The sequence below is a fragment of the Paracoccus sp. (in: a-proteobacteria) genome (assembly GCF_030538695.1).
Classification (GTDB): Bacteria; Pseudomonadota; Alphaproteobacteria; order Rhodobacterales; family Rhodobacteraceae; genus Paracoccus.
The window spans coordinates 1-22272 of the sequence record NZ_JAUNTN010000034.1 but is presented as its reverse complement, the minus strand read 5'-3'; the positions used below and the strand labels follow the sequence as shown (position 1 = coordinate 22272).

Below are 22272 nucleotides of genomic sequence, written 5' to 3'. Positions count from 1 at the left end.
ACAGGATGTTGCGGGTCTTGTCGGTCAGCGGAACGTGCATGGTGATGAAATCGGCCTTGGCCAGCAGTTCGTCCAGCTCGACCTTTTTCACGCCGATTTCCTTGGCGCGTTCTTCGGACAGGAACGGGTCATAGGCCAGAACCTTCATCTTCAGACCCAGCGCCCGATCCGCGACGATCGAACCGATATTCCCGGCACCGATCAGGCCAAGCGTCTTGTTAAAGACCTCAACCCCCATGAAACGGTTCTTTTCCCACTTCCCGGCATGGGTCGAGACGCTGGCCTCCGGCAGTTGCCGCGCGACGGCGAACATCAGCGCGATGGCGTGTTCGGCGGTGGTCACGCTGTTGCCAAAGGGCGTGTTCATCACGATCACGCCTTTCTTGCTGGCCGCCGGAATATCGACATTATCGACCCCGATCCCGGCGCGGCCCACGACCTTCAGGTTCGTGGCGGATTCCAGCAGCTTGTCCGTGACTTTGGTGGCCGAGCGGATCGCCAGCCCATCATATTGACCGATCACCTCGGCCAGCTTGTCCTTATCCTTGCCCAGATCGGGCAGATAATCGACCTCGACCCCGCGATCACGAAAGATCTGAACGGCGGTTTCGGAAAGTTTGTCGGAAACGAGAACCTTGGGCATTCCATGCTCCTTTGCCACAGATGGCGGCATCTTTTGTCTGAAAATATCCTGGGGGTGCGGGGGCAAAGCCCCCGCTGCGAACATTCACGCTTGCGCCGCGATTTCCGCGTTGAACGCCCATTCGATCCAGGGCAGCAGCGCCTGAACATCGGCCAGCTCCACGGTCGAGCCACACCAGATCCGCAGTCCGGCGGGCGCGTCACGATAGGCACCAAGATCCAGCCCCACGCCTTCCTTCTCCAGCCGCTTGGCCACGGCCTTGGCGAAAGCCGCGCCGTCCTTGATGCGCGCGTCGGTAAACTTGAGGCAAACGCTGGTGGTCGAGGCCGTCGCCGGGTCCACCGCCAGATTGGCAATCCAGTCACGGGCAGCGCAGAAATCCCAGATCGCCTGCGCATTGGCATTAGCCCGCGCGATCAGCCCCGGCTGGCCACCGATGGCCTGCGCCCATTTCAGCGCGACAATATAATCTTCGACCGCCAGCATGGACGGGGTATTGATGGTTTCGCCCTTGAAAATCCCCTCGATCAGCTTGCCGCCTTTGGTCATGCGGAAAATCTTGGGCAGCGGCCATGCCGGAACATAGGTTTCCAGCCGCTCGACCGCGCGGGGCGACAGGATCAGGATACCATGCGCACCCTCGCCACCCAGCACCTTCTGCCAGCTGAACGTCACCACATCCAGCTTGTCCCACGGCAGGTCCATCGCAAAGGCCGCACTGGTCGCATCACAGATGGTCAGACCCGCGCGATCCGCCGGGATCGCATCGCCATTCGGCAGCCGCACGCCGCTGGTGGTGCCGTTCCAGGTGAACACCACATCCTTGTCGAAATCGACCTGCGCGAAATCGACGATCTCGCCATAAGCGGCCTCGCGAACGGTCGCGTCCAGCTTGAGCTGCTTGACCACATCCGTGACCCAGCCGGAACCAAACGATTCCCAAGCCAGCATCTCGACACCACGCGCCCCGAGCAGGGACCACAGCGCCATTTCCACAGCGCCGGTATCGGATGCCGGAACGATGCCGATGCGGTAATCGGCGGGAACGCCCAGAACCGCGCGGGTCAGATCAATGGCTTCGGCCAGCTTGGCCTTGCCAACGGCGGCACGATGCGAACGGCCAAGCGGCGCGTCGGCAAGCATATCCAGCGAAAAATTGGGGATTTTGGCGCAAGGGCCAGACGAAAAGCGCGGATTGGCCGGGCGCGCAGCCGGGATCGTCGTATCGGTCATAAACTAGCCTTCCAGCTATATGGCCCTGCGTTGGGGCAGGGTGTCCCGAAACCGCCCATACTGAACCCGGCACGAAACCGCAAGAGGGTATCTAAAGGGGTATGATGACCGCCGCCCCTTTACTTAGAGCCGCCAGCACTGCCAGCGGCTCTAAGTTGGAAACATATCTGCCACCCGGACAGCACCAAGAAATCAGGTCTTAACGCAGCCTTTCCTTGAGTTCTTCAACTGTCAGCCATGGCCTGATAGCATGAATTGCGCGATGACAGGTCGGACAGAGCATTCTCAGGTCAGACACCTTTGTTTTCCCGGTGTGCTTTTGTCGGAAAGCGCCACATCATGATGCGCCTCGATAATACGATTGCGCATTTCCTTTGATCCGAAATAATTTTCCGGTTCAAATCCGCAAACCTCACAAAAAAGCCGTTTATTTTTCTTAATAAATTGTGACTTTGCCTGATCGACAACCGCTCTGTTACGCTCACGCGATTGGTGCCATCTTTCGACAAGCGCGTCTTCTGGAAAACTTACTTCCTCAATACTTTCGACAGAGCTCCTTATATCCCCTGAAAGCAACTGGCTTTTTAGAGCATTATATGCGTCTTCCTCCATAGAGAGCACACGATACCCAGGCATCGAAACCTTATATATTTCTTCGGACATAGGAACAGGTTGCACCAGAACATGCAGATCGCCAGGGGCAACCGAAACCTTGAACTCGCGGGCATCCCACTTTAAGATGCGAGCCAATTCATTGACACTTTTACCTGCAAAACCTTCACCAAGATCGCCGCCTTCATTCAGCGCGAATATTTCCTCAGCACGTCTTTTCACAACGGAATCCGGCAGCTCTGAAACCCCATGGACCGCATTCTCAGCGAACCCGACAACGTATGACACCCCGCTGGCATACGCCCCAAGAACAAAGTTAACCGGCACCCCATCCTCGAAGTCTTTCGGCGTTTGCCTCAAGTAAAGATGATAGCGCCCATCTTTCCAAAGATCCCTGGAAAAGTTCCAATCTTCATATCCAATGCTCTGCGTTCCGACATAGCCATCTTCGCCCCCCTTCCGTCCACCATGGGGACGTTCCCATCCCTGATCGTTCTCTGCCATGCGCATGTATCTGAAGTCGTTCATAAACACTGTCCTTCCGAGTTATGTGCAATGACATTATCCCCCCCCCCGCTCACAAGACCGTGAGGTAAAAATTTTCAAACTTAAATTGAGCCACCCCAAAGCGCAGGCGTTAGTGGTCCTGCCTGATATGCGCGCATGATTCCCAATCCCAGGCCTTGGGGGCCTTGCGCTCTTGCATCGTGACTTCGCCCAGATGGCGGCGGGGGTTGCCGCACATCCAGCAGGAACAGACGGCAAGATGATTCGCCAGTTTGGCCTTGGTATCATAGTCATAGATTTTCCGGGCGCGGGCTTTCATCCGGGCGGCGTCATGGCGGCGGCGGGCGAGAGACATGGGCAACCTCGTGACAAGAACGCACCGAATATGTGCAGTCTGCGCTGTGGAATCAACCTGCCCGCATCTGGCGCAACTGCCGCCTTTCGGCTACCTCTGCGCCAACGAATGACAGGATGCCACCTATGTTTACCGTTTCGCTGCTTGCCGCCCCCACCCGTGCCGATCTGACCCCGGATCATGTCGAAACCCTTGTTCGCGCCTGGGACGGCGGTCATGTGATCTGGCTGAACCCCGGCGTCGCGGCCGAGTTTCCGGTGCAGGTGCAGCCGGGCGATTTCTGGACCCGCTGGGCCGATATGCAAAAGCTGGGTTTTGATCTCTGCATCCAGCCGACCGAAGGCCGGGTCAAGTCCATCCTGATTGCCGATATGGACAGCACCATGATCCTTCAGGAGTGCATTGACGAGTTGGCGGACCATGCGGGCGTGGGCGACCGGGTGGCGGCGATTACCGCGCGGGCGATGAACGGAGAGCTGGATTTCGAATCCGCCCTGAACGAGCGTGTGGGCCTGCTGGCCGGGCTGCCGGTCAGCACCATTGCCGAGGTGCTGGAAACCCGCATCACCCTTGCCCCCGGCGCGCATAAGCTGGTCGCAACGATGCGGGCGCAAGGTGCCTATACGGCGCTGGTTTCGGGCGGCTTTACCGATTTCACCAGCGTGATTGCTGCGAGTTTGGGCTTTGACGAACACCGCGCCAATACGTTGCTGAGCGATGGCGAGGTGCTGACTGGCAAGGTCGGGCTGCCGATCCTTGGCCGCGATGCCAAGGTCACGGCGCTGAACGAGATCGCCACCCGGCTTGGCGTGACGCCTGCGGATGCGATTGCGGTGGGTGATGGGGCGAATGACCTCGGGATGCTGCAACTGGCCGGAACCGGGGTTGCGCTGCACGCCAAGCCGGTGGTGGCCGAACAGGCACAGTTCCGCATCAATCACGGCGACCTGACCGCGCTGCTGTATCTGCAAGGCTATGGCGAGGACGAGTTCAGCCGCGACTGACCGCCGCCGCTGCGCCAATGTCCCGCGCAATACCCGCCGCTGGTCGGGCCTGCACCTGCGCTGCGCCAGTTCCGGCCCAAAAGGCGCCATAGCCCGCCTGCCCCGCAGCCAGCCCTGCCGCGTTCAGCGCCTTGCCCGCATCATAGGGCAACGGATAATCGGGCAGCTCCGCCAGTGTCACATCGGCGTCCAGTTCGGTGAACAGATTGGTCAGGCTACGGGCAGGCCGCCCCGAGATGGATTTCTGCATCACCGTTTCGCCATCCCCCTGCGCCAGCCGGGCGCGATGGGCCGGGGTGGTCGATGCCTCGGGGCAGGCCAAAAAGGCGGTTCCACATTGCACCAGCGCCGCCCCTGCATCCAGCGCCGCGCGGGCATCTGCCGCCGACATGATCCCGCCCGCCGCAATCAGCGGCAACCCGATGGGGCGCAGTTCCGCCAGCAGGTCCAGCGTGGTTAACCGCTGATCCGGCGCAAAAGGGTCAAAACAGCCGCGATGCCCGCCTGCTTGCCAGCCCTGCGCCACGATCCCGTCCAGACCAGTGGCACGGATGGTTTCGGCCTCTGCCCGGTTGGTCGCCGTCGCCAGCAGCACCGCACCGGTGCTGCGCAGATCGTCGATCACATGCTGGGGCGGCAGACCAAAGTGAAAGCTGATAGCCGCAGGCCGCGTCTGGCGCAGCACATCCTGCATGTCGGTATCCAGCAGCAGGCTGGTATAGAGGCTGCGCAGCGCCTTGGGCGGCTCGGCCCCCAGGGCCCGGAAATGCGGGGCCAGCCGCTCCAGCCAAGCGGCTTCACGGGCCGGATCATGGCGATGCGGCGCGTGACAGAACAGGTTTACGCCAAAGGGCCGGTTGGTCAGCGCACGGGTTTGCGCGATGACCGCCGCCGCCCCCGCAGCATCCATCGCCCCCAACCCAAGGCTGCCCAGTCCGCCCGCATTGCTGACCGCTGCCGCCAGCGCAGGGGTCGAAACCCCGGCCATGGGCGCTTGCACCACGGGCAGGGTCAAAGAAAGTCGCGCCATCATATCCATGCCCCCTTTACAGCGCCACGCCTGCGCGGGATCAAGCCCTATGTTCGAGCTTGCGACCGAAATCGTCATTCTGCTGATCCTTACCGGCTTTGCGGCGGGCTTCGTCGATGCTATCGCGGGCGGAGGCGGGCTGATTACCCTGCCGGTGCTGATGCTGGCCGGGGTGCCGCCCGCGCAGGCGCTGGCCACGAACAAGGTGCAGGGCGTCTTTGGCGCGGCGACGGCGGCGGTGTCCTATGCCCGCAGCGGCCATGTGAACCTGAACCGGCAGAAAAAGGCGGCGGCGATTGCCTTTGCGGGCGGGCTGATCGGCGCGGCGCTGGTGACGGTGCTGCCAACCGGCTGGCTGCGCTGGCTGCTGCCGGTGCTGCTGATCGGGATTGCCGCGTTTTTCGCGCTGAAACCCGGCCTGAACGATATGGACCGGGCCGAACGAATCACCCCCGCCGCTTTTACGCTGACGGCGGTGCCGCTGATCGGCTTTTACGACGGGCTGCTGGGACCGGGGGCCGGGGCGTTCTATATGCTGGGGTTTGTGACCCTTGCCGGATATGGCATCCTCAAGGCGACCGCGCATACGAAATTGCTGAACTTTGCGTCGAACCTTGGGGCGCTGATCGCCTTTGCGCTGGTGGGCCAACCGCTGTGGCTGCTGGGGCTGGCGATGGGCGTGGCGCAGATCGCGGGGGCCATGCTGGGCGCGCGGCTGGCGATGCGGGTGGGCGCACGGCTGATAAAACCGCTGCTGGTTGTGACCTCAATCGCGCTGGCGCTGCGGCTGCTCTGGCAACTGTTGTAAAACGGGCGCCCCGTCTGCCACCGGGACGCCCTGAACATTCAAGCACCGCGCAGGGGACGTTGCGGCCAGGTTACATTAACCAGTCTTATGCAACAGAGGCATGACGAATCACCCCGGAAAACCGGGGGCGAGGCGCAATTCTCCGGTATTTATCCCGTTCCAGTTCACTTGCGGCGCATGGGCATATTCCGTCACCAGCGGATCGGCAGGGTTCAGCACCCCCAGATGCGCCAGCAGCGCAGTAATCGCGGCCTCGGACCCGCGGGTGCCGCCGTCAGAGATTTTCAGCGCAATCCCAAGGCCCTTTTGCGGCAGAATCCCGACGAAAACCGCCTCGGCCCCGGTCTTGACGGCAGCCTGCCCCTTGGCGGCACGCATCAGTTTGGTGCAGGCCCGCCCCTCGCCCGCAACCAGATCGGGATGGGTCACCATCGCCTGCGTTAACCGCGTCATGGCCTGCGCCCGGACGCCACCGATCCCCGCCGCCTGCGGGTTGGCAAAAGCGGCCATCGCGCGGGCCAGCCCGGCAACCGAGGTTGCGAAATTGGGGGCCGAACAGCCGTCGATACCGTAACCGGGACTGGTTTCCGCCGTGACCTCCTCGAAGGCCTCTTTGACGGCCCGCTGCACCGGATGGTCGATCAGGTGGTAATCCGCATCCCCCTTCAGGTGCCGGTTCAGGGTCAGGAAACCAGCGTGCTTGCCCGAACAGTTGTTATGCAACTGACAGGGTGATTCGTCAGAACAGGTCAGGCGCTTCGCCTCGTCCTTATCGCGCGGCATGTGAGCGCCACAGCGCAGATCGGCTTCGCCAAGCCCCAGATCCCCCAGCCATCGCGCCACCGCATCGCGGTGCAATGCCGCACCCTGATGGCTGGCGCAGGCCAGCGCCAGACGATCCGCGCCAAGCCCCGCCGCATCCGCCGCGCCCGATTCAATCAGCGGCAACGCCTGCATCATTTTGCACGAAGAACGCGGGAAAATCACCGTTTCCGGGTCGCCCCAGGCCGCCACGATCCCCTTGGCATCGGCCACCACCACATGCCCCTGATGGGTGCTTTCCAGCAGCCCGCCGCGCCAAAGCTGAACCAGATCGACCGCCGCCATGCATAATTCCTTCTGACAAATATGCGATTTTCTGCTTGCAGGACTTTTTTCCTGCATCGAATCTGGTCTATCCTGCCGCCGTATGGTGGAAAAGACCACCAAAAGCACCCATAGCCCGGTCAACCGGGACAAGTGGCAGGAGACCAGAGCATGACACATATGACGCTGCGCGGAGCGATCATCGCCGCCACCGTCGCCGCCGGGCTGACGGGGCCTGCGGTGGCGCAAGTTTCAACCAATGTCGTTGCGACCGAGGGCGACTGGACCGTATTCGGTGCAGATAACCCCAAGGAATGCTGGGCGGTTTCGCCGCCGAAATCGAGCCGCAACACACGCGGCGGCCAGACGGTCGAGGTGCAGCGCGGGGACATCCGGCTGTATGTTTCCTATCGGTCCGGTTCGAACGGTGAAGTATCCTTTACCGGCGGCTACCCCTTTGCCCCTGATTCGACGGTCGAGGTCGATATTGGCGGCAACAAGTTCAGCCTGTTCACCCAAGGCGAAAATGCCTGGGCTGGCAGCCCCTCGGATGACCAGCGCCTGATCGCCGCACTTCGCGCCGGGTCGTCCGCGACCGTTACCGGACGTTCGGCGCGTGGGACGCAGACCGTGGATACGTTCAGCCTGTCGGGGATCACCGCCGCGACGAACAAAGCCCGCGACAATTGCAAATAACCGGCAGGCGGGGTTCTGGCCCCGCTGTTGCATGGATATTTATGGACAAAAGATAATGAGAGGGGGGCGTGCAGCCCCCCTTTTCGTTTCAGTCGCGCAGCAATTCGTTGATCGAGGTTTTCGCGCGGGTCTTTGCATCCACCCGTTTCACGATCACCGCGCAATACAGATGCACGCCGTTTTTCGATGGCATCGAACCGGATACGACCACCGAACCGGCGGGAACTTCGCCATAAAAGACTTCGCCGGTATCACGGTCCAGAATCTTGGTCGATTGGCCCAGATAAACGCCCATGCCAAGCACCGAGCCTTCACGGACGATCACACCCTCGACCACCTCGGACCGGGCGCCGATGAAGCAGTTGTCCTCGATGATGGTCGGGTTGGCCTGCATCGGCTCCAGCACGCCGCCGATGCCGACGCCGCCGGACAGGTGGACGTTCTTGCCGATCTGCGCGCAGGAGCCAACGGTGGCCCAGGTGTCCACCATCGTGCCTTCGTCAACATAGGCACCAAGGTTCACGAAGGATGGCATCAGCACCACGCCCTTGGCGATAAAGGCGCTGCGGCGCACAACGGCGTTCGGCACGGCGCGGAACCCGGCATCGCGCCAGCGGCTTTCCCCCCAGCTGGCGAATTTGCTGTCCACCTTGTCCCACCAGCCGCCGCCCTGCGGGCCGCCAGCGTGCAGTTCCATATCCTTGATGCGAAATCCCAGCAGAACGGCTTTTTTCGCCCATTGGTTCACATGCCAGTCGGCCCCGCGCTTTTCGGCAACACGCAGGCTGCCGCTGTCCAGCGCCTCCAGCGTGGCCTCGATAGCGTCGCGGGCCTCGCCTTTGGTGGTGGGGGTGATCGAGTCGCGGGCCTCCCATGCGGCCTCGATGGCGGCTTCAAGCGCGGCGTTGGTCATGTCGGTGCCTCTTTCATCGGGTGGAAACTGTCAGACAAGGGCTATAAAGCACAGATGACCCGGCGCGCAATGCAGCCACGACAACAGGGATTTTTCATGAGCAAAGACGACAGCCGCAGCCACGCCTTTCGTGACAGCCGCGAGGACGCCCGCGAAGCCCGCGACATCCCCGATACGCCACAGACCCGCGCTCCGGCCTATCGCCTGGCTTTTGCCGACCCGGATTTCCTGCTGCGGTCGGAACTGCGCCCGGTTCGGCTGCAACTGGAGCTGCTGAAGCCGCAACTGATTATGGACGAACGCGGCATCCGGTCCACCGTGGTGATGTTTGGCGGTGCGCGGATTCCGGCACCCGACAAGCGCGACAGCGCCCGTACGCAAACACTGGCCGATCTGTCGCAATATTACACCGAGGCCGAGCGTTTCGCCAAGGTTATGACCGAACGCAGCATGGCCAGCTATGGCCGCGATTTCGTGATCTGCACCGGCGGCGGCCCCGGCGTGATGGAGGCAGGGAACAAGGGCGCCCATGAGGCGGGCGGCCATTCCATCGGCCTTGGCATCGTGCTGCCGCATGAACAGGCCCCGAATGAATATGTCACCCCGGACCTGTCGTTCAACTTTCACTATTTCGCGGTGCGCAAGATGCATTTCCTGATGCGCGCCCATGCCGTGACCGTGTTCCCCGGCGGTTTCGGTACATTGGACGAGATGTTCGAGACTCTGACCCTGATCCAGACCCGCCGGATGCGGCGTGTGCCGTTCATCCTGTTCGGGCGGGATTTCTGGGACAAAATCATCAACTGGCAGGCACTGGCCGAAGCCGGGGTGATCTCGGACGAAGATCTGGACCCGATCCAGTTTGTTGAAACCGCGGAAGAAGCCGTAGCGATCATCGACGATTTCCAGCCGGATTGCCCCTGACACAGCTTCCGGCCCCCAAAACAGCCTGAGGTTGAAACGTCTGGCATCAGAAATGATGCAGGCGATTTGTTAACCTATTGCGTTGTAAGATGTTTGCTGAATACTACAGCAACAGAGAGGTGCTTGCTTGCAAGCAAGGGGGGGAATGACATGACGATCTGGACCAACTGGTCTGGCATGCAAAAGGCGCGGCCAGATCGTGTCGTCAGTATTCAGGACGAAAACCAGCTTGCGGATCTGCTGCGTGATTCGGATGGGCCGATCCGTGCCATTGGCTCGGGACACAGCTTTTCGCCGCTGGCGGTGACATATGGCACCATGCTGCAACTGGATGGGATAACCGGGGTGCAGCCGGTGCCGGGGCGCAACGATGCGGTGCAGGTCGGCGCGGGGATGGTCCTGCGCGATATGACCGCCGCCATGCATGATATGGGACATGCGTTGGCCAATATGGGCGATGTGGACGGGCAGCGCCTTGGCGGGGCGCTGGCCACCGCGACCCATGGCACCGGGGCGGCCTTTCCCTGTTACTCTGGAATGTTGGATGCGCTGCGCCTGATCGACACGCAGGGGCAGGCACACGACCTGACCCGCGCCAGCGATGAAGCCCTGTTCCGCGCCATGGCCGTCAGCCTTGGCACCGGCGGGATCGTGACGCAGGCGACTCTGCACACGGTGACGCCTTATCGGCTGGCGCGGCGGCGTTTTGTGATTGGTCTTGGCGACCTGCTGGATGATTTCGATGCCCGCATGACCTCGGCCCGCAATACCGAATTTTACTATATCCCCCACAGCGGCATGGCGCTGGGGCTGGAATCGCTGGCCAGCGATATGGCGCTGGTCGCCCGTCCGCGCGACCGGGACGAAACCGGGCTGCGCCAGTTGCGGATGATGGCCCGCATGATGGGCTGGACACCACGGTTCCGCAACTGGCTGACCGGGGTTTTGCTGCGCAGCCATGCCGAGGAACGCTTTACCGAGGACTGGCACCGCGCCTATCCAACATCCCGCGACGGGATGCGCTTTAACGAATCGGAATGGCATGTCCCGGTCGAAGTCGGTGCAGAAGTGCTGACCGAAGTCGTGCGGGTGATCGAGACCTCTTTCCCCAATATCTATTTCCCGATGGAGATTCGCACCGTCGCGGCGGATGACCTGTTCCTGTCGCCCTTCTATGGCCGCGAATCGGTTTCCATCGCCGTGCATCACGAGGCCGGGCAGGATTTCCAGCCCCTGCTGGACGCAATCCAGCCGATCTTTCTGGCCTATGATGGTCGCCCGCATTGGGGCAAGCTGCACAATCTGACAGCCGGGGATTTGCGCTCGCTTTACCCGCATTGGGACACCGCGATCGAGGCCCGCCGCCACCTTGACCCGCAGGGCAAGCTGCTGACCCCCTATATGCGCAGGCTGCTGGGGCTATGACCCCGGCACAGATCGGCCCGGCGCTGGAGGCGGCGGAGGTGTTCCGACCCGCGCTGGTGCTGGACCTGTCCGTGCTGCGGGCCAATATCGCGGCACTTCGGGCAGGCTTGCCTGCGGGCTATGCGCTGCGGCTGGCGGATAAATCACTGGCCGCACCCGAATTGCTGGATGCGGCGATGACCGGGCTCGGCACGCGGGCGGTGATGTCCTTTCATCTTGGGCTGACGGCACAGGTTCTGGACCGCTTTCCCGACGCCGATGTGCTGATGGGCAAGCCTGCCCTGACCGGCGACGCGGCGGCGTTCCTGCGCGATCACCCCCGCGCGGATCGGGTCACATGGCTGATCGACAGCGCCGCACGGGCGGCCGATTATGCGCGGCTGGCAACGGATTTGGGCCGCGACCTGCCGGTGGCCTATGAGGTGGACATCGGCCTTGGCCGTGGCGGTTTCGGCACCCCGGCGGAACTGTCGGCGGCGCGTCTGCCCGGCCTGACCCCGCGCGGGCTGATGGGCTATGAGGTCCATACGGCCGGGCTGCCGCGCTGGCTGGGTGGTGGCGCCCCCGCGCAAGCCCGCGCGATGCGGCTGCTGGCCGGGTTTCGCGCCGTGCTGCCGCATGGCATCATCAACACTGGCGGCAGCCAGACCGCCATGACCCTGCCCCCGAATGGGCCGGGCAATGAAATCACCATCGGTTCCGCGCTGGTCAAACCCTGCGGCTTTGACCAACCCTGCAATATGGCATTGCGCCCGGCGCTCTGGATCGCCGCGCCGGTGCTGAAAGACGTGCGGCACAGCCTGCCCGGCCACCCGCGCCTGTCGGCGCTGCTGCGTCGCCTCGGGATTATTCGCCCCCGGCTGGCCTTTACCCACAGCGGCAAATGGCTGGCCCGCCCGGTCTGGCCAGAGGGGCTTGGCCATGCGCCCTTCCACGGCCAAAGCTCGAACCAGCAGGGCTTTGCGCATCGCGGGACCGCGCCGGACTGGATCATCCTGCGCCCGACACAATCAGAAGCCGTCATTCAGGACTTCCCCGCCTTGCACCTGATGGAAAACGGCCAGATCACCGGAACATGGCACCCCTTTCCGCGCGCCTAGCCCCCGGCAAGGATACTGCCAGCAATCGCCAATTCAGCCCGGGCCATATCGGCATTGTTTACCTGAACGCCAGATTGCTGCACATACCGGGCGATTGTCGGCCAATCAGATTCAGCTGCAACATCAAAGCAACCAAAGCTGCCGCCGGATAGGGCGTCAATATCGGTAGCGATGACGTTGGTTCCCTCGACAGCAGAAGCCCGTGCTAATCCCCCGACAACAAGGACAGTCTGGCCGTGCAAGCTGGCCATGCCTTGTTCCCTTCGCAGCAGCTCAGGCTGGCTCAGACCCCGGCTTCGGCAGCGATTTCGGCGCGGGATTTACGGCCCCGTTCGGTCGCGGATTTAAGCTGGCCACAGGCAGCCATGATGTCCTCGCCGCGCGGGGTGCGGATGGGGCTGGCGTAACCGGCCTTGTAAACGATGTCAGCAAAAGCCTCGATCCGCTCCCATGACGAGCGTTTATAGGGCGCGCCGGGCCATTCATTGAACGGGATCAGGTTGATCTTGGCCGGAATCCCGCGAATCAGGCGGACCAGACGGCGGGCGTCCTCGTCGCTGTCATTCACCCCGTCCAGCATCACATATTCAAAGGTGATCCGCTCGCTGTTGGACAGCCGGGGATAGTCCCGCAGCGCGTCAAGCAGCGTGGCAATGTTCCATTTCTTGTTCACGGGAACCAGCCGGTCGCGCACCTCGTCGGTGGTCGCATGGAAAGACACCGCCAGCAGGCAGCCGATTTCCTGCGCCGTGCGGGCGATTTCCGGCACCACGCCGCTGGTGGACAGGGTGATGCGGCGGCGCGACAGGCTGATGCCTTCGCCATCCATGACCACCTGCATGGCATCGCGCACCGATTCAAAATTATACAGCGGCTCGCCCATGCCCATCAGCACGACATTGCTGACCAGACGGGTTTCGTCCTTGGGCACGCCGGGCTGCGGCCACTCGCCCAAGTCATCCCGCGCCACCATCACCTGCCCGACGATTTCCCCGGCGGTCAGGTTGCGCACCAGCTTTTGCGTGCCGGTGTGGCAGAAACTGCATGTCAGCGTGCAGCCGACCTGAGACGAAATGCACAGCGTCCCCCGGCTTTCCTCGGGGATATAGACTGCCTCGACCTCATGGCCGCCCGCGATACGCAGCAGATATTTGCGGGTGCCGTCGGCGCTGACCTGCCGGGTCACGATCTCGGGCAAAGCAATCTCGAACCGCTCAGCCAGCATGGCGCGGTAATCCTTGGCCAGATTGGTCATGGCGGCGAAATCGCGCACCCCCCAGTGATACAACCACTGCCAGATCTGGCCTTCGCGCATCTTGGCCTGCTTTTCCGGCGTCCCGGCCTCGATCAGCGCAGCGCGAAGCTGCGGGCGGGTCAGGCCAACCAGATTCACGCGGCCGGTTTCGGGCAGCTTGCGCGGGATCGTCAGCACGTCTTGCGTGATGGGGGCGGTCATGGGCGTGTCACCGGGAAAATGCAAAGCCTGAACATATAGAAATCCGCCCCGATCTTCAAGGCGCGGCTGCTGAGGTCGTGACCACGGCCGGAATTGCGACAGAGAATGCCGCCGCAAACTATACACCCAACCGGATTTCAAACGTGCAGCCCTGCCCTTCGCTCATGCAACGGGCCGTTCCGGCAACTACATCTGCGACGTCAGGCGGCTGGCGGCACGGGCTGCGAATAAGCCTGCCACCGGACAGATACGACCCACGCCGGGCGGTTCTGATCGGGCCGCCCGGTTTCAGCTTGCGTCCTGATGGCTGCGGCCAGATACCTTGCACAATTCAGGCACGAAGGAATGAAACATGGCGGCGCAGGTTTACACATTGCTGGTTCAGGTCGGGCGCAAGGCCGATGACGGCCTGCCCGAAGGCGCGACCGGGGCCGGGCTGGTCTGCTATGCCTCTGGCCGGGACGAGGCCGAGGCGGTGCGCGAAACCGTGGCAATCCTGAAGGATGCGGGTCTGGCACCGCTGGATGTGACAGGCTATGGCACCCTGGCGGAACGCGAAGCCGAGGGGCATGTGATCCCCGACGAGGAACGCGGGCTGATGGACCGGGCGCTGACGGAAAATGCCGTGATCGTTGCGCAGATACAGCCGTTTTTCGCGGATGACGAAAAGGGCGATTCGTAGGCCCTGTCCATCTGGCCAAACCTGCGCTAAACTGCCGGAAAAACGATAAACGCAGTTAACGAACAGGCCAGATGATGAGCAGACTTCCCCTTCGCCTTGCGACCTCCGCCGCGCTGATCGCAATTGTTGCCGCTTGTGGCGGCCCGATGATCCGGGGCGGCGGCACCGGCAGCCTCGGCCCGGTCGAGGTCGCCCCGATCCCCGCAGCAGCCCCCGGCGATGAGGCCGGTTTGCAGCGGTTCGTGCAATCCTTCCGCCCGCGCGCGCTGGCCGCTGGCATCAGCGCATCCACCTATGACCGGGCCATGGCGCTGGCACGTTACAACCCCGAGGTGATCCGTCTGGACCGCCGCCAGGCCGAGTTCTCGCGCCCGGTCTGGCTGTATCTGGACAGCGCCGTATCGGATTCGCGCATCCAGACCGGACGGCAGATGCTGGCCACCCACGGTCGCACCCTGAACGCGATTGAGGCCCGTTACGGCGTGCCGAAGGAAATCGTGCTGGCCGTCTGGGGCATGGAATCCAACTTTGGCGCGAACCGGGGCAAGATGCAGCTTATCCCCTCGCTGACCACACTGGCCTATGATGGCCGCCGGGGCGAGATGTTCCAGAACCAGTTAATCGCCGCGCTGAAAATCCTTCAGGCGGGCGACACCGATCCGGCGCATCTGGTCGGCTCATGGGCTGGCGCGATGGGGCATACGCAGTTCATGCCGACGTCCTTCCTTGAATATGCCGTGGACTGGAACGGCGATGGCCGCCGCGACATCTGGTCGGATGACCCGACCGATTCGCTGGCCTCGACCGCGGCTTATCTGGCCCGTAACGGCTGGCAGCGCGGCCAGACATGGGGAACCGAGGTCGCCCTGCCCGCCAATTTCAACATGGGTCAGATCGGCAAAGGCACCCGCAAATCGGCAAGCGCATGGACCTCGCAAGGGGTGCGGGCGATTGGCGGCGGGCGGATTCCGGCGGGCAATTCCTCAATCATCATGCCGGCTGGCGCACGCGGCCCGGCCTTCCTGATCGGGGATAATTTCCGTTCGATCCTGCGCTATAACAACAGCGACAACTATGCGCTTGGCGTCAGCTATCTGGGTGAGCGCATCGCGGGCCGCAGCGGCATCCAGTCGCCCTGGCCGCGCAGCGACCGCCCGCTGACCACCGCCGAGCGGCAGGAAATCCAGCAGCGCCTGAAGGCCAAGGGCTTCTATGACGGCGAAATCGACGGGCTGTTCGGTTCCGGCACGATGGAGGCCGTCTCGCGCTATCAACGGTCTATCGGGGTGACGCCGGACGGCTATCCGACCTCGATCCTGCTGGGGCAATTGCGCGGCTGACCAGGCACCCGCCCCAAAAACAAGGCCGCCCCGAAACGGGCGGCCTTTTGATTATGGTCGGGCTTTCAGCCGGTCAGGCCAGATATTCGCGGAACTCGGCAAACACCTGTTCATAAACCGCGCGCTTGAACGGCACGATCTTTTCCACCAGTTCATCGGCCCGCATCCATTGCCAATGGCGAAACTCGGGGTGTTCGGTCTGAATGTTGATCTGCGCATCGGTGCCGTGATAGCGCATCAGGAACCAGCGTTGCCGCTGGCCACCGTATTTGCCCTTCCACATCTTGCCAGCCAGATCTTCGGGCAGGTCGTAATAGATCCAGCCTTCGGTTTTGGCGATGATCTCGACCAGATCAGGGGTCACGCCGGTTTCTTCGCCAAGCTCACGCACCGCAGCTTCGCGCGGGGCTTCGCCCTTGTCGATCCCGCCCTGCGGCATTTGCCAGGCGTCGGCGGCATTATCCAACCGCTGCCCGGCGAAAACCATGCCGCCCCGGTCGATCAGCACCACCCCCGCGCAGGGGCGATAGGGCAACCCGCCGGGGCCTTTGCGCTTGTCATCCGCCATCAGTTGCTCCCCTCAGTCGGGGCTTCGGCGGCGGGTGCGGTGTCGGTGCGCATCCCGCCGGTCAGCGCCGAAGTGTCCACCTCCATCACCGACAGGCCCTTCAGCACATCGACCGCATAGGCAAGCTGGTAATCTTCTTCACGCAGCTTTGCGGTTTCCTCGGCCTCTTTGGCCTCATCCTCGATCTGCTTGCGCTCATCGTCCGAGATGTCATTGCCCAGCGCCCCGCGCAGGCTGGCCTCGGACCGGGCAAAGCTGGAAGCTGAGCGCGGCTTGTCGGCCTCATCCGCGGCAGGCTTGGCCGGGGGTTGCGCCACCACAATATCAGGCTGAATCCCAAGCGCCTGAATCGAGCGGCCCGAGGGCGTGTAATAGCGTGCCGTGGTCAGGCGAATGGCGCTGTCCTGCGTCACCGGCATCACCGTCTGGACCGAGCCTTTGCCAAAGGATTTCTCGCCCACCACAATGGCGCGGCGGTGATCCTGCAAGGCGCCGGTCACGATTTCGGATGCGCTGGCAGAGCCGCCGTTAATCAGCACCACCATCGGCTTGCCCTGCGCCAGATCGCCAGCTTCCGCGTTCCAGCGTTCGCTTTCTTCGGGCTTGCGGCCGCGTGTCGAGACGATCTCGCCCTTGTCCAGAAACGCATCGGATACACCAATCGCCTGATTCAGCAGCCCGCCGGGATTGTTGCGCAGGTCGATGACAAAGCCCGTGACCTGATCCATACCGCCCGCTTCCTGAACCGCCTTGGTCATTTCGGATTGCAGCGCATTCATGGTCTCGTCGTTGAAGGTCGCTACCCGCAGCACCACCGTATGCCCGATCACGCGCGACCGCACGACCGTCAGCTTGATCGTGTCGCGGGTCATGGTGACATCAAAAGGTTCCTGCTCTCCCTGCCGCAGAATGGTCACGGTGATTTCCGAACCGACCGGGCCGCGCATCTTGTCCACGGCCTCATCCAGCCCAAGACCCAGCAGCGATTCCCCATCCACATGGCTGATAATATCGCCGGATTTGATCCCGGCCTTATCCGCCGGGGTGTCGTCCATGGGCGAGATCACCTTGACCAGCCCATCTTCCATCCCGACCTCGATCCCAAGGCCGCCAAAGCTGCCACGGGTCTGCGTCTGCATGTCCTCATAATCATTGCCGGACATGAAGCTGGAATGGGGGTCAAGCGAGGTCAGCATCCCGTTGATCGCCGCCTCGATCAGCTTCTTGTCGTCCACCTGCTCGACGTAATCGCTGCGGACGCGCTCGAACACATTGCCGAACAGGTCAAGCTGCTCATAGACCGAAGCATTCCGGTCGGCCTGTTGGGCGACCAGCGGCCCGGCCAGTTGGGTGGTCAGCAAAAGCCCGGCGACCACGCCGCCAACCCCTGCAAAAACTGTCTTTTTCATGCCTGCCTCTTGGTCCTAGTCCTGCGGTTCCGGGGTGGCCGCCTCGACGATGGGATTCATCACGAACCAATCGGCGGGGTCCAGCGTATTGTTACCTTGTCGTAATTCTACATATAGGGTTTCGGTGCGGCCTGCATCCCCACCCTGCGCGGCGTTCACGATGAAGTTCACGCCGAACTCTTGCGCCGGGGCCTCGGTCCCGCCCATCAGCCCGATGGGTTCGCCCGATTTCAGCACGTCGCCCACCTCGCCAAAGACCTGCGCCATACCGGCAAAAACCAGCAGATAGCCCCGCGCGGGTTCGACGATCATCACATTGCCATAATCCAGCAGCGGCCCGCGATAGCGGATCGTGGCAGGCCAAGGCGTTGTGACCAGCGCGGCGGGGGCGGTGGCAATCACCATGCCGGGACGGCGCACGCCCGCTGCGTCGGGCTGGTCATAGCCGCGCAGCACGCTGCCCATGACCGGCATCCGCAGGCTGCCTTGTGCACCCTCGAAATCCGCCATCGGCGGGCCAACGTCATCCTCGATCCCGGCGATACCTTGCGCGAATTGTTCCAGGCTGGTGGCGCTGGCGCGCAGAACCTCGATCTCGGCAGGTTCAGACCCAAAACGCGCTGGCATATGCGAACGGTCGCTGACCGCGCTGGCCAGCAGACGGCGGGCCTCCTGCGCCTGCCCAAGCCCCTGCGCCAGCGTGTTGGCAGCGGCTTCCTGCAGCGCCCGCACGCGGCTGATCTCCTCCAGACGGCTGCGCATCGCCTCGGCCTGCGCTTGCAGCGCGGGCGCGACCGAGGTCATCACCATCCCCGATTCCGCCGTCGCCTGCGGCCCGGATGGGTGCAGCAGCAGCGTGGTTTCCGGGCTGCGCTGCATCGCCACCATCACCCCAAGCATCCGGCCCAGCGTGTCGCGGCGGGCGTCGAACTCGGCCCGGATCTCGGCCTCGCGGATCGAGGCACGGCGCAACCCGTCCCGCAACGCGCCAAGACCCTGTTCATAGGCACGGATCATCCGGGTCAGCGCCACCACCTGATCGTCAGCGGTCAGCGCGGTGTCGATCTGCGCAATCGCGTCGCGCAACTGCTGCGCAGCGGCGGCAGCCTCGCGGCCAGCATCGGTGATCTCATCCGCGCGGGCAACAGGCGTCAGCGCCAGAACGGCGGCCAGAAACAGGGCAGAAAGCCGCATCAGGCCCGCTCGATCAGCGAAGTGCCGGTCATTTCCGGCGGCAGGTCAAGGCCCATCAACGCCAGCACCGTGGGCGCGACATCGGCCAGCCGCCCGTCACGCAGGCGCGCGCCCGCAGGCCCGCCAACCACGATCACCGGCACCGGGTTCGTGGTGTGACTGGTGTGCGGCCCGCCTGTTGCCGGGTCCACCATGGTTTCGCAATTGCCATGGTCCGCGATAATCACCGCTGCGCCGCCCTCCTCCGCCAGCGCATCCAGCGCAGCGCCAAGGCCCGCATCCACCGCCTCGACCGCCCGGATCGCGGCAGGCAGGCTGCCGGTGTGGCCAACCATATCGGGGTTGGCAAAGTTCACCACGATCAGGTCGTAACGCGCCCGGATCGCGGCAACCAGCCGTTCCGTCACCTCAGGCGCGGCCATCTCGGGTTGCAGGTCATAGGTCGCCACCTTGGGACTGGCGGGCATGAAACGATCCTCGCCCGGTTCCGGGGTTTCCTTGCCGCCATTCAGGAAAAAGGTGACATGAGGGTATTTCTCGGTCTCGGCCAGACGGAACTGGCGCAAACCATGCTGCGCAACCCATGCGCCCAGCGTATTCACCACCTGCTTTTTCGGGAAAGCGGCGGTCATATAATGGTTATGCTGTTCGGAATAATCGACCATGCCCAGCATCGCCGCCCATTTCGGGCGTGGCCCGGTGTCAAAGCCGGTGAAATCAGGTTGACCCAGCGCCGCCAGAATCTCACGCGCGCGGTCGGCACGGAAGTTCAGGCAGAACACCCCGTCGCCATCACGCGCCCCGGCATAGTCACCGATCACCGTGGGCTTGATGAACTCATCCGTCTCGCCGCGGGTATAGGCCGCGCTGACCGCAGCCGCCGCATCCGCTGCCGCATATTCGCCCTGACCGCGCACCATGGCCATATAGGCCACGCCGACCCGTTCCCAGCGGTGGTCGCGGTCCATGGCGTAATAACGCCCGGTGACGGTGCCGATACGCGCACCTTCGGGCAGGGCCGCTTGCAGAGCGGCAATAAAGCCCGCGCCGGAATCCGGTGCCACATCGCGCCCGTCGGTAACGGCATGGACGACAACCGGGATTCCCTGCCGGGCGATGTGGTTCACAGCGGCGATGATATGCGTCAGGTGCCCATGCACCCCCCCGTCCGAGACCAGCCCGATCAGATGCGCCACGCCGCCGGTGCTGGCCAGATCGCCGCAAAACTGCGCCAGCGCGGGGTTCTGATAAAAGCTGCCATCCTCGATCGCCAGGTCGATCTGGCCCAGGTCCATCGCCACCACCCGGCCCGCGCCGATATTGGTGTGACCCACCTCGGAATTGCCCATCTGCCCGGTCGGCAGGCCGACATCACGACCAAAGGTGGTCAGCGTCGCGTGCGGGCAATCGCGCCAGATCCGGTCGAAATTGGGGGTGTCGGCCTGATCCGGGGCGCTGGTCTCGGGCCGGTCCGAGATACCCCAGCCATCAAGGATGCACAGCATGACAGGGTTGCGGTCGGACATGGCGGGCCTCTTGGATGTGTTCAGCATGGTTTTACGCCCCTGCCCCGTAACCCGCAAGGCTGGCGCGGGCCTAAACCCGGTGATACGGCCCGCCCGCAAGGATCGTCGCGGCGCGGTAAAGCTGTTCGGTCAGCATCACGCGGGCCAGCATATGCGGCCAGACCATACGGCCAAAGCTGATCGCCAGATCGGCGCGGTCACGCAGGGCCGGGTCGATCCCGTCCGCACCGCCAATCACGAAACATATATCGCGGGCCTGATCGCGCCAGCCTGCAATGCAGACCGCGAACTCGGGCGAGGTCGGCTGACTGCCGCGTTCGTCCAGCACGACCAAAGCGGCACCTTCGGGAATGGCGCGGGCAATCAGCGCGGCCTCGGCCGCCATGCCCTGCGCCTTGCGGTCGTCCAGCTCGATCAGCTCGGGCCTGGGCAGACCAAGGGCGCGGCCGGTCTTGGTGAAGCGGTCAAGATAATCCGCAATCAGCGCGGCCTCTGGCCCGCCGCGCAGGCGACCGACCGCCGCAATGACCAGCCGCATCAGGTCGTCAGCGACTGACGCCGCAATTCGGCCAGCGCGTCGGGTTCCATCCACATCTTTTCAAGCTGGTAGAACTCGCGCACCTCGGGGCGGAAGACGTGAACGATCACGTCGTCGGTGTCGATCAGCACCCAGTCGCCCTGATCTTTCCCCTCGATCCGCACCGGGTTGCCGGTCAGCGCCTTGACCCGCTCGGCTAGTTTTTCGGACATGGCAGCTACCTGCCGGGCATTGCGCCCCGAGGCAATCACCATATGATCCGCCATGGACGAACGCCCGCGCAGGTCGATGGCGACCACATCTTCGGCCTTGTCATCGTCAAGCGAGGCCAGAACGGCGGCCAGCAATTTCTGGGAATCGACAGCGGGGGTCGGGGTCGTCGGGGACGATTCGGGGGCAGACAGGGGGATACCTCTGGATCAGGCGCGCCGGTCAGCCCCCGGCGCATGGGCCTGCCTAATGTAGCATGGATTGCAGTTTTCTCAATGACCCTTGGCGACGGGGTGCCGATTGCCGTCTTGTCACATTGCGGTCTCAGGCGTAAAAAGGCGGGCATGATCTATTTCGACATTCACGACCGCGCCCGGCTGCCGGGACGCTTTTACGGCGAAAGCCTCTCCGTGACTGCCCGCGCCTGACGGGTTGCCGCGCATATCCGCGCACCTGTCACGAATGATTCCGCAAGACAAATCAGAAAGTCCAGCCATGACCGGCACTACCCCCCGCACGCTTTACGACAAGATTTTCGACGCTCATGTGGTTGACCGTCAGGACGACGGCACCTGCGTTTTGTATATCGACCGCCATCTGGTCCATGAAGTCACCAGCCCGCAGGCGTTCGAAGGGCTGCGCATGTCGGGCCGCAAGGTCCGCCACCCGGAACGCACCATCGCCGTGCCTGACCATAACGTGCCGACCACCGCCGACCGCGTGAACGGCATCGAAAACCCCGAAGGCCGGATTCAGGTCGCGGAACTGGACAAGAACGCGCGTGAGTTTGGGCTGAATTACTATCCGATGAGCGATATTCGTCAGGGCATCGTCCACATCGTCGGCCCGGAACAGGGCTGGACCCTGCCCGGCATGACCGTGGTTTGCGGCGACAGCCACACCGCCACCCATGGCGCGTTCGGCGCGCTGGCCCATGGCATCGGCACATCCGAGGTCGAGCATGTTCTGGCCACGCAAACGCTGATCCAGAAGAAATCCAAGAACATGAAGGT

At 63.2% G+C, this 22272-nt stretch carries 26 protein-coding genes; 10 read left to right on the top strand and 16 right to left on the bottom strand.

Going from position 1 to position 22272, the window contains the following annotated elements; translation table 11 throughout:
* From Q4G24_RS15535 to Q4G24_RS15520, 5 genes are all read right to left on the bottom strand, one after another.
* The coding region (locus Q4G24_RS15535) for a hydroxyacid dehydrogenase (RefSeq protein ID WP_303367447.1) at positions 1–643 on the bottom strand (643 nt) is incomplete at its 3' end.
* Positions 644–727: 84 nt separating this feature from the next.
* Positions 728–1876, bottom strand: a complete 1149-nt coding sequence (locus tag Q4G24_RS15530; protein ID WP_303367446.1) for a phosphoserine transaminase — start codon at positions 1874–1876, stop codon at positions 728–730.
* A 199-nt stretch (positions 1877–2075) separates the two neighbouring features.
* Entirely contained in the window at positions 2076–2174 is a 99-nt protein-coding gene (locus Q4G24_RS16665; RefSeq protein ID WP_368660950.1) for a hypothetical protein, read from the bottom strand.
* Positions 2162–3016 carry a hypothetical protein gene (locus Q4G24_RS15525; protein ID WP_303367445.1) on the bottom strand — a complete coding sequence of 285 codons (855 nt, stop codon included), beginning with the start codon at positions 3014–3016 and terminating at the stop codon, positions 2162–2164. The genes Q4G24_RS16665 and Q4G24_RS15525 overlap by 13 nt, the downstream gene beginning before the upstream one ends.
* A gap of 109 nt (positions 3017–3125) precedes the next feature.
* The gene (locus tag Q4G24_RS15520; protein WP_303367444.1) at positions 3126–3350 is read right to left on the bottom strand and encodes a hypothetical protein; all 225 of its coding nucleotides are present in this window, start codon (positions 3348–3350) and stop codon (positions 3126–3128) included.
* 125 nt (positions 3351–3475) lie between these two features.
* On the opposite strand from Q4G24_RS15520, the gene serB reads away from it, so the two are divergent.
* Complete coding sequence (gene serB, locus Q4G24_RS15515) at positions 3476–4354, top strand: phosphoserine phosphatase SerB (protein WP_303367443.1); 879 nt, start codon at positions 3476–3478, stop codon at positions 4352–4354.
* On the opposite strand, the gene Q4G24_RS15510 is transcribed toward serB, so the two are convergent.
* Positions 4341–5462, bottom strand: coding sequence for a nitronate monooxygenase family protein (locus Q4G24_RS15510; protein WP_303367442.1), 1122 nt, complete (start codon positions 5460–5462; stop codon positions 4341–4343). The two genes, serB and Q4G24_RS15510, sit on opposite strands and share 14 nt — an antisense overlap.
* Here Q4G24_RS15510 and Q4G24_RS15505 point away from each other — a divergent pair.
* Positions 5434–6192: a TSUP family transporter gene (locus Q4G24_RS15505; protein ID WP_303367441.1), complete on the top strand. Its 759-nt coding sequence runs from the start codon at positions 5434–5436 to the stop codon at positions 6190–6192. The two genes, Q4G24_RS15510 and Q4G24_RS15505, sit on opposite strands and share 29 nt — an antisense overlap.
* A gap of 108 nt (positions 6193–6300) precedes the next feature.
* Here the strand turns inward: Q4G24_RS15505 and Q4G24_RS15500 are convergent, their stop codons facing one another.
* Positions 6301–7299: an asparaginase gene (locus Q4G24_RS15500; RefSeq protein ID WP_303367440.1), complete on the bottom strand. Its 999-nt coding sequence runs from the start codon at positions 7297–7299 to the stop codon at positions 6301–6303.
* Positions 7300–7458: 159 nt separating this feature from the next.
* Between Q4G24_RS15500 and Q4G24_RS15495 the strand changes: the two genes are divergently transcribed.
* Entirely contained in the window at positions 7459–7974 is a 516-nt protein-coding gene (locus Q4G24_RS15495; RefSeq protein WP_303367449.1) for an invasion associated locus B family protein, read from the top strand.
* A gap of 88 nt (positions 7975–8062) precedes the next feature.
* On the opposite strand, the gene dapD is transcribed toward Q4G24_RS15495, so the two are convergent.
* Positions 8063–8887 carry a 2,3,4,5-tetrahydropyridine-2,6-dicarboxylate N-succinyltransferase gene (gene dapD, locus Q4G24_RS15490; protein WP_303367439.1) on the bottom strand — a complete coding sequence of 275 codons (825 nt, stop codon included), beginning with the start codon at positions 8885–8887 and terminating at the stop codon, positions 8063–8065.
* A 96-nt stretch (positions 8888–8983) separates the two neighbouring features.
* On the opposite strand from dapD, the gene Q4G24_RS15485 reads away from it, so the two are divergent.
* The 3 genes from Q4G24_RS15485 to Q4G24_RS15475 all read left to right on the top strand — a co-directional run bounded on the left by Q4G24_RS15485 (position 8984) and on the right by Q4G24_RS15475 (position 12336).
* Positions 8984–9811: a TIGR00730 family Rossman fold protein gene (locus Q4G24_RS15485; protein WP_303367438.1), complete on the top strand. Its 828-nt coding sequence runs from the start codon at positions 8984–8986 to the stop codon at positions 9809–9811.
* 150 nt (positions 9812–9961) lie between these two features.
* A complete protein-coding gene (locus tag Q4G24_RS15480; protein WP_303367437.1) occupies positions 9962–11236 on the top strand; it encodes a D-arabinono-1,4-lactone oxidase in 1275 nt (424 codons plus the stop codon).
* Complete coding sequence (locus Q4G24_RS15475) at positions 11233–12336, top strand: alanine racemase (RefSeq protein WP_303367436.1); 1104 nt, start codon at positions 11233–11235, stop codon at positions 12334–12336. The genes Q4G24_RS15480 and Q4G24_RS15475 overlap by 4 nt, the downstream gene beginning before the upstream one ends.
* On the opposite strand, the gene Q4G24_RS15470 is transcribed toward Q4G24_RS15475, so the two are convergent.
* Both Q4G24_RS15470 and rlmN read right to left on the bottom strand, forming a co-directional pair.
* Positions 12333–12587, bottom strand: coding sequence for a hypothetical protein (locus Q4G24_RS15470; RefSeq protein WP_303367435.1), 255 nt, complete (start codon positions 12585–12587; stop codon positions 12333–12335). The two genes, Q4G24_RS15475 and Q4G24_RS15470, sit on opposite strands and share 4 nt — an antisense overlap.
* Positions 12588–12619: 32 nt before the next feature.
* Positions 12620–13792: a 23S rRNA (adenine(2503)-C(2))-methyltransferase RlmN gene (gene rlmN, locus Q4G24_RS15465; RefSeq protein WP_303367434.1), complete on the bottom strand. Its 1173-nt coding sequence runs from the start codon at positions 13790–13792 to the stop codon at positions 12620–12622.
* Between the two features lie 352 nt (positions 13793–14144).
* On the opposite strand from rlmN, the gene Q4G24_RS15460 reads away from it, so the two are divergent.
* Together Q4G24_RS15460 and Q4G24_RS15455 are read left to right on the top strand one after the other, a co-directional pair.
* Positions 14145–14474, top strand: coding sequence for a hypothetical protein (locus tag Q4G24_RS15460; protein ID WP_303367433.1), 330 nt, complete (start codon positions 14145–14147; stop codon positions 14472–14474).
* 74 nt (positions 14475–14548) lie between these two features.
* Positions 14549–15814, top strand: a complete 1266-nt coding sequence (locus Q4G24_RS15455) for a lytic murein transglycosylase (RefSeq protein WP_303367432.1) — start codon at positions 14549–14551, stop codon at positions 15812–15814.
* A 73-nt stretch (positions 15815–15887) separates the two neighbouring features.
* Here the strand turns inward: Q4G24_RS15455 and Q4G24_RS15450 are convergent, their stop codons facing one another.
* The 6 genes from Q4G24_RS15450 to rsfS form a co-directional block, all read right to left on the bottom strand.
* Positions 15888–16382 carry an RNA pyrophosphohydrolase gene (locus Q4G24_RS15450; RefSeq protein WP_303367431.1) on the bottom strand — a complete coding sequence of 165 codons (495 nt, stop codon included), beginning with the start codon at positions 16380–16382 and terminating at the stop codon, positions 15888–15890.
* Positions 16382–17791 (bottom strand): S41 family peptidase, encoded by a 1410-nt coding sequence (locus Q4G24_RS15445; RefSeq protein WP_303367430.1) that lies wholly within the window; start codon positions 17789–17791, stop codon positions 16382–16384. The genes Q4G24_RS15450 and Q4G24_RS15445 overlap by 1 nt, the downstream gene beginning before the upstream one ends.
* A gap of 15 nt (positions 17792–17806) precedes the next feature.
* A complete protein-coding gene (locus tag Q4G24_RS15440; RefSeq protein ID WP_303367429.1) occupies positions 17807–18985 on the bottom strand; it encodes a murein hydrolase activator EnvC in 1179 nt (392 codons plus the stop codon).
* Positions 18985–20511, bottom strand: coding sequence for a 2,3-bisphosphoglycerate-independent phosphoglycerate mutase (gene gpmI, locus Q4G24_RS15435; protein WP_303367428.1), 1527 nt, complete (start codon positions 20509–20511; stop codon positions 18985–18987). Before gpmI ends, Q4G24_RS15440 begins: the two co-directional genes overlap by 1 nt.
* A gap of 70 nt (positions 20512–20581) precedes the next feature.
* Entirely contained in the window at positions 20582–21049 is a 468-nt protein-coding gene (gene rlmH, locus Q4G24_RS15430) for a 23S rRNA (pseudouridine(1915)-N(3))-methyltransferase RlmH (protein ID WP_303367427.1), read from the bottom strand.
* Positions 21049–21393, bottom strand: a complete 345-nt coding sequence (gene rsfS, locus Q4G24_RS15425; protein WP_303367448.1) for a ribosome silencing factor — start codon at positions 21391–21393, stop codon at positions 21049–21051. The genes rlmH and rsfS overlap by 1 nt, the downstream gene beginning before the upstream one ends.
* Before the next feature lie 141 nt (positions 21394–21534).
* On the opposite strand from rsfS, the gene Q4G24_RS15420 reads away from it, so the two are divergent.
* The gene (locus Q4G24_RS15420) at positions 21535–21687 is read left to right on the top strand and encodes a hypothetical protein (protein WP_303367426.1); all 153 of its coding nucleotides are present in this window, start codon (positions 21535–21537) and stop codon (positions 21685–21687) included.
* Between the two features lie 67 nt (positions 21688–21754).
* The coding region (locus Q4G24_RS15415) for an aconitase family protein (RefSeq protein WP_303367425.1) at positions 21755–22272 on the top strand (518 nt) is incomplete at its 3' end.

Excerpts from the sequence above, each read along its gene's own strand:
- Q4G24_RS15530 (WP_303367446.1), bottom strand. The coding sequence starts at position 1,876 with ATGACCGATACGACGATCCCGGCTGCGCGCCCGGCCAATCCGCGCTTT.
- Q4G24_RS15525 (WP_303367445.1), bottom strand. The coding sequence starts at position 3,016 with ATGAACGACTTCAGATACATGCGCATGGCAGAGAACGATCAGGGATGG.
- Q4G24_RS15520 (WP_303367444.1), bottom strand. The coding sequence starts at position 3,350 with ATGTCTCTCGCCCGCCGCCGCCATGACGCCGCCCGGATGAAAGCCCGC.
- serB (WP_303367443.1), top strand. The coding sequence starts at position 3,476 with ATGTTTACCGTTTCGCTGCTTGCCGCCCCCACCCGTGCCGATCTGACC.
- Q4G24_RS15505 (WP_303367441.1), top strand. The coding sequence starts at position 5,434 with ATGTTCGAGCTTGCGACCGAAATCGTCATTCTGCTGATCCTTACCGGC.
- Q4G24_RS15510 (WP_303367442.1), bottom strand. The coding sequence starts at position 5,462 with ATGACGATTTCGGTCGCAAGCTCGAACATAGGGCTTGATCCCGCGCAG.
- Q4G24_RS15500 (WP_303367440.1), bottom strand. The coding sequence starts at position 7,299 with ATGGCGGCGGTCGATCTGGTTCAGCTTTGGCGCGGCGGGCTGCTGGAA.
- Q4G24_RS15495 (WP_303367449.1), top strand. The coding sequence starts at position 7,459 with ATGACGCTGCGCGGAGCGATCATCGCCGCCACCGTCGCCGCCGGGCTG.
- dapD (WP_303367439.1), bottom strand. The coding sequence starts at position 8,887 with ATGACCAACGCCGCGCTTGAAGCCGCCATCGAGGCCGCATGGGAGGCC.
- Q4G24_RS15485 (WP_303367438.1), top strand. The coding sequence starts at position 8,984 with ATGAGCAAAGACGACAGCCGCAGCCACGCCTTTCGTGACAGCCGCGAG.
- Q4G24_RS15480 (WP_303367437.1), top strand. The coding sequence starts at position 9,962 with ATGACGATCTGGACCAACTGGTCTGGCATGCAAAAGGCGCGGCCAGAT.
- Q4G24_RS15475 (WP_303367436.1), top strand. The coding sequence starts at position 11,233 with ATGACCCCGGCACAGATCGGCCCGGCGCTGGAGGCGGCGGAGGTGTTC.
- Q4G24_RS15470 (WP_303367435.1), bottom strand. The coding sequence starts at position 12,587 with ATGGCCAGCTTGCACGGCCAGACTGTCCTTGTTGTCGGGGGATTAGCA.
- rlmN (WP_303367434.1), bottom strand. The coding sequence starts at position 13,792 with ATGACCGCCCCCATCACGCAAGACGTGCTGACGATCCCGCGCAAGCTG.
- Q4G24_RS15460 (WP_303367433.1), top strand. The coding sequence starts at position 14,145 with ATGGCGGCGCAGGTTTACACATTGCTGGTTCAGGTCGGGCGCAAGGCC.
- Q4G24_RS15455 (WP_303367432.1), top strand. The coding sequence starts at position 14,549 with ATGAGCAGACTTCCCCTTCGCCTTGCGACCTCCGCCGCGCTGATCGCA.
- Q4G24_RS15450 (WP_303367431.1), bottom strand. The coding sequence starts at position 16,382 with ATGGCGGATGACAAGCGCAAAGGCCCCGGCGGGTTGCCCTATCGCCCC.
- Q4G24_RS15445 (WP_303367430.1), bottom strand. The coding sequence starts at position 17,791 with ATGAAAAAGACAGTTTTTGCAGGGGTTGGCGGCGTGGTCGCCGGGCTT.
- Q4G24_RS15440 (WP_303367429.1), bottom strand. The coding sequence starts at position 18,985 with ATGCGGCTTTCTGCCCTGTTTCTGGCCGCCGTTCTGGCGCTGACGCCT.
- gpmI (WP_303367428.1), bottom strand. The coding sequence starts at position 20,511 with ATGTCCGACCGCAACCCTGTCATGCTGTGCATCCTTGATGGCTGGGGT.
- rlmH (WP_303367427.1), bottom strand. The coding sequence starts at position 21,049 with ATGCGGCTGGTCATTGCGGCGGTCGGTCGCCTGCGCGGCGGGCCAGAG.
- Q4G24_RS15420 (WP_303367426.1), top strand. The coding sequence starts at position 21,535 with ATGACCCTTGGCGACGGGGTGCCGATTGCCGTCTTGTCACATTGCGGT.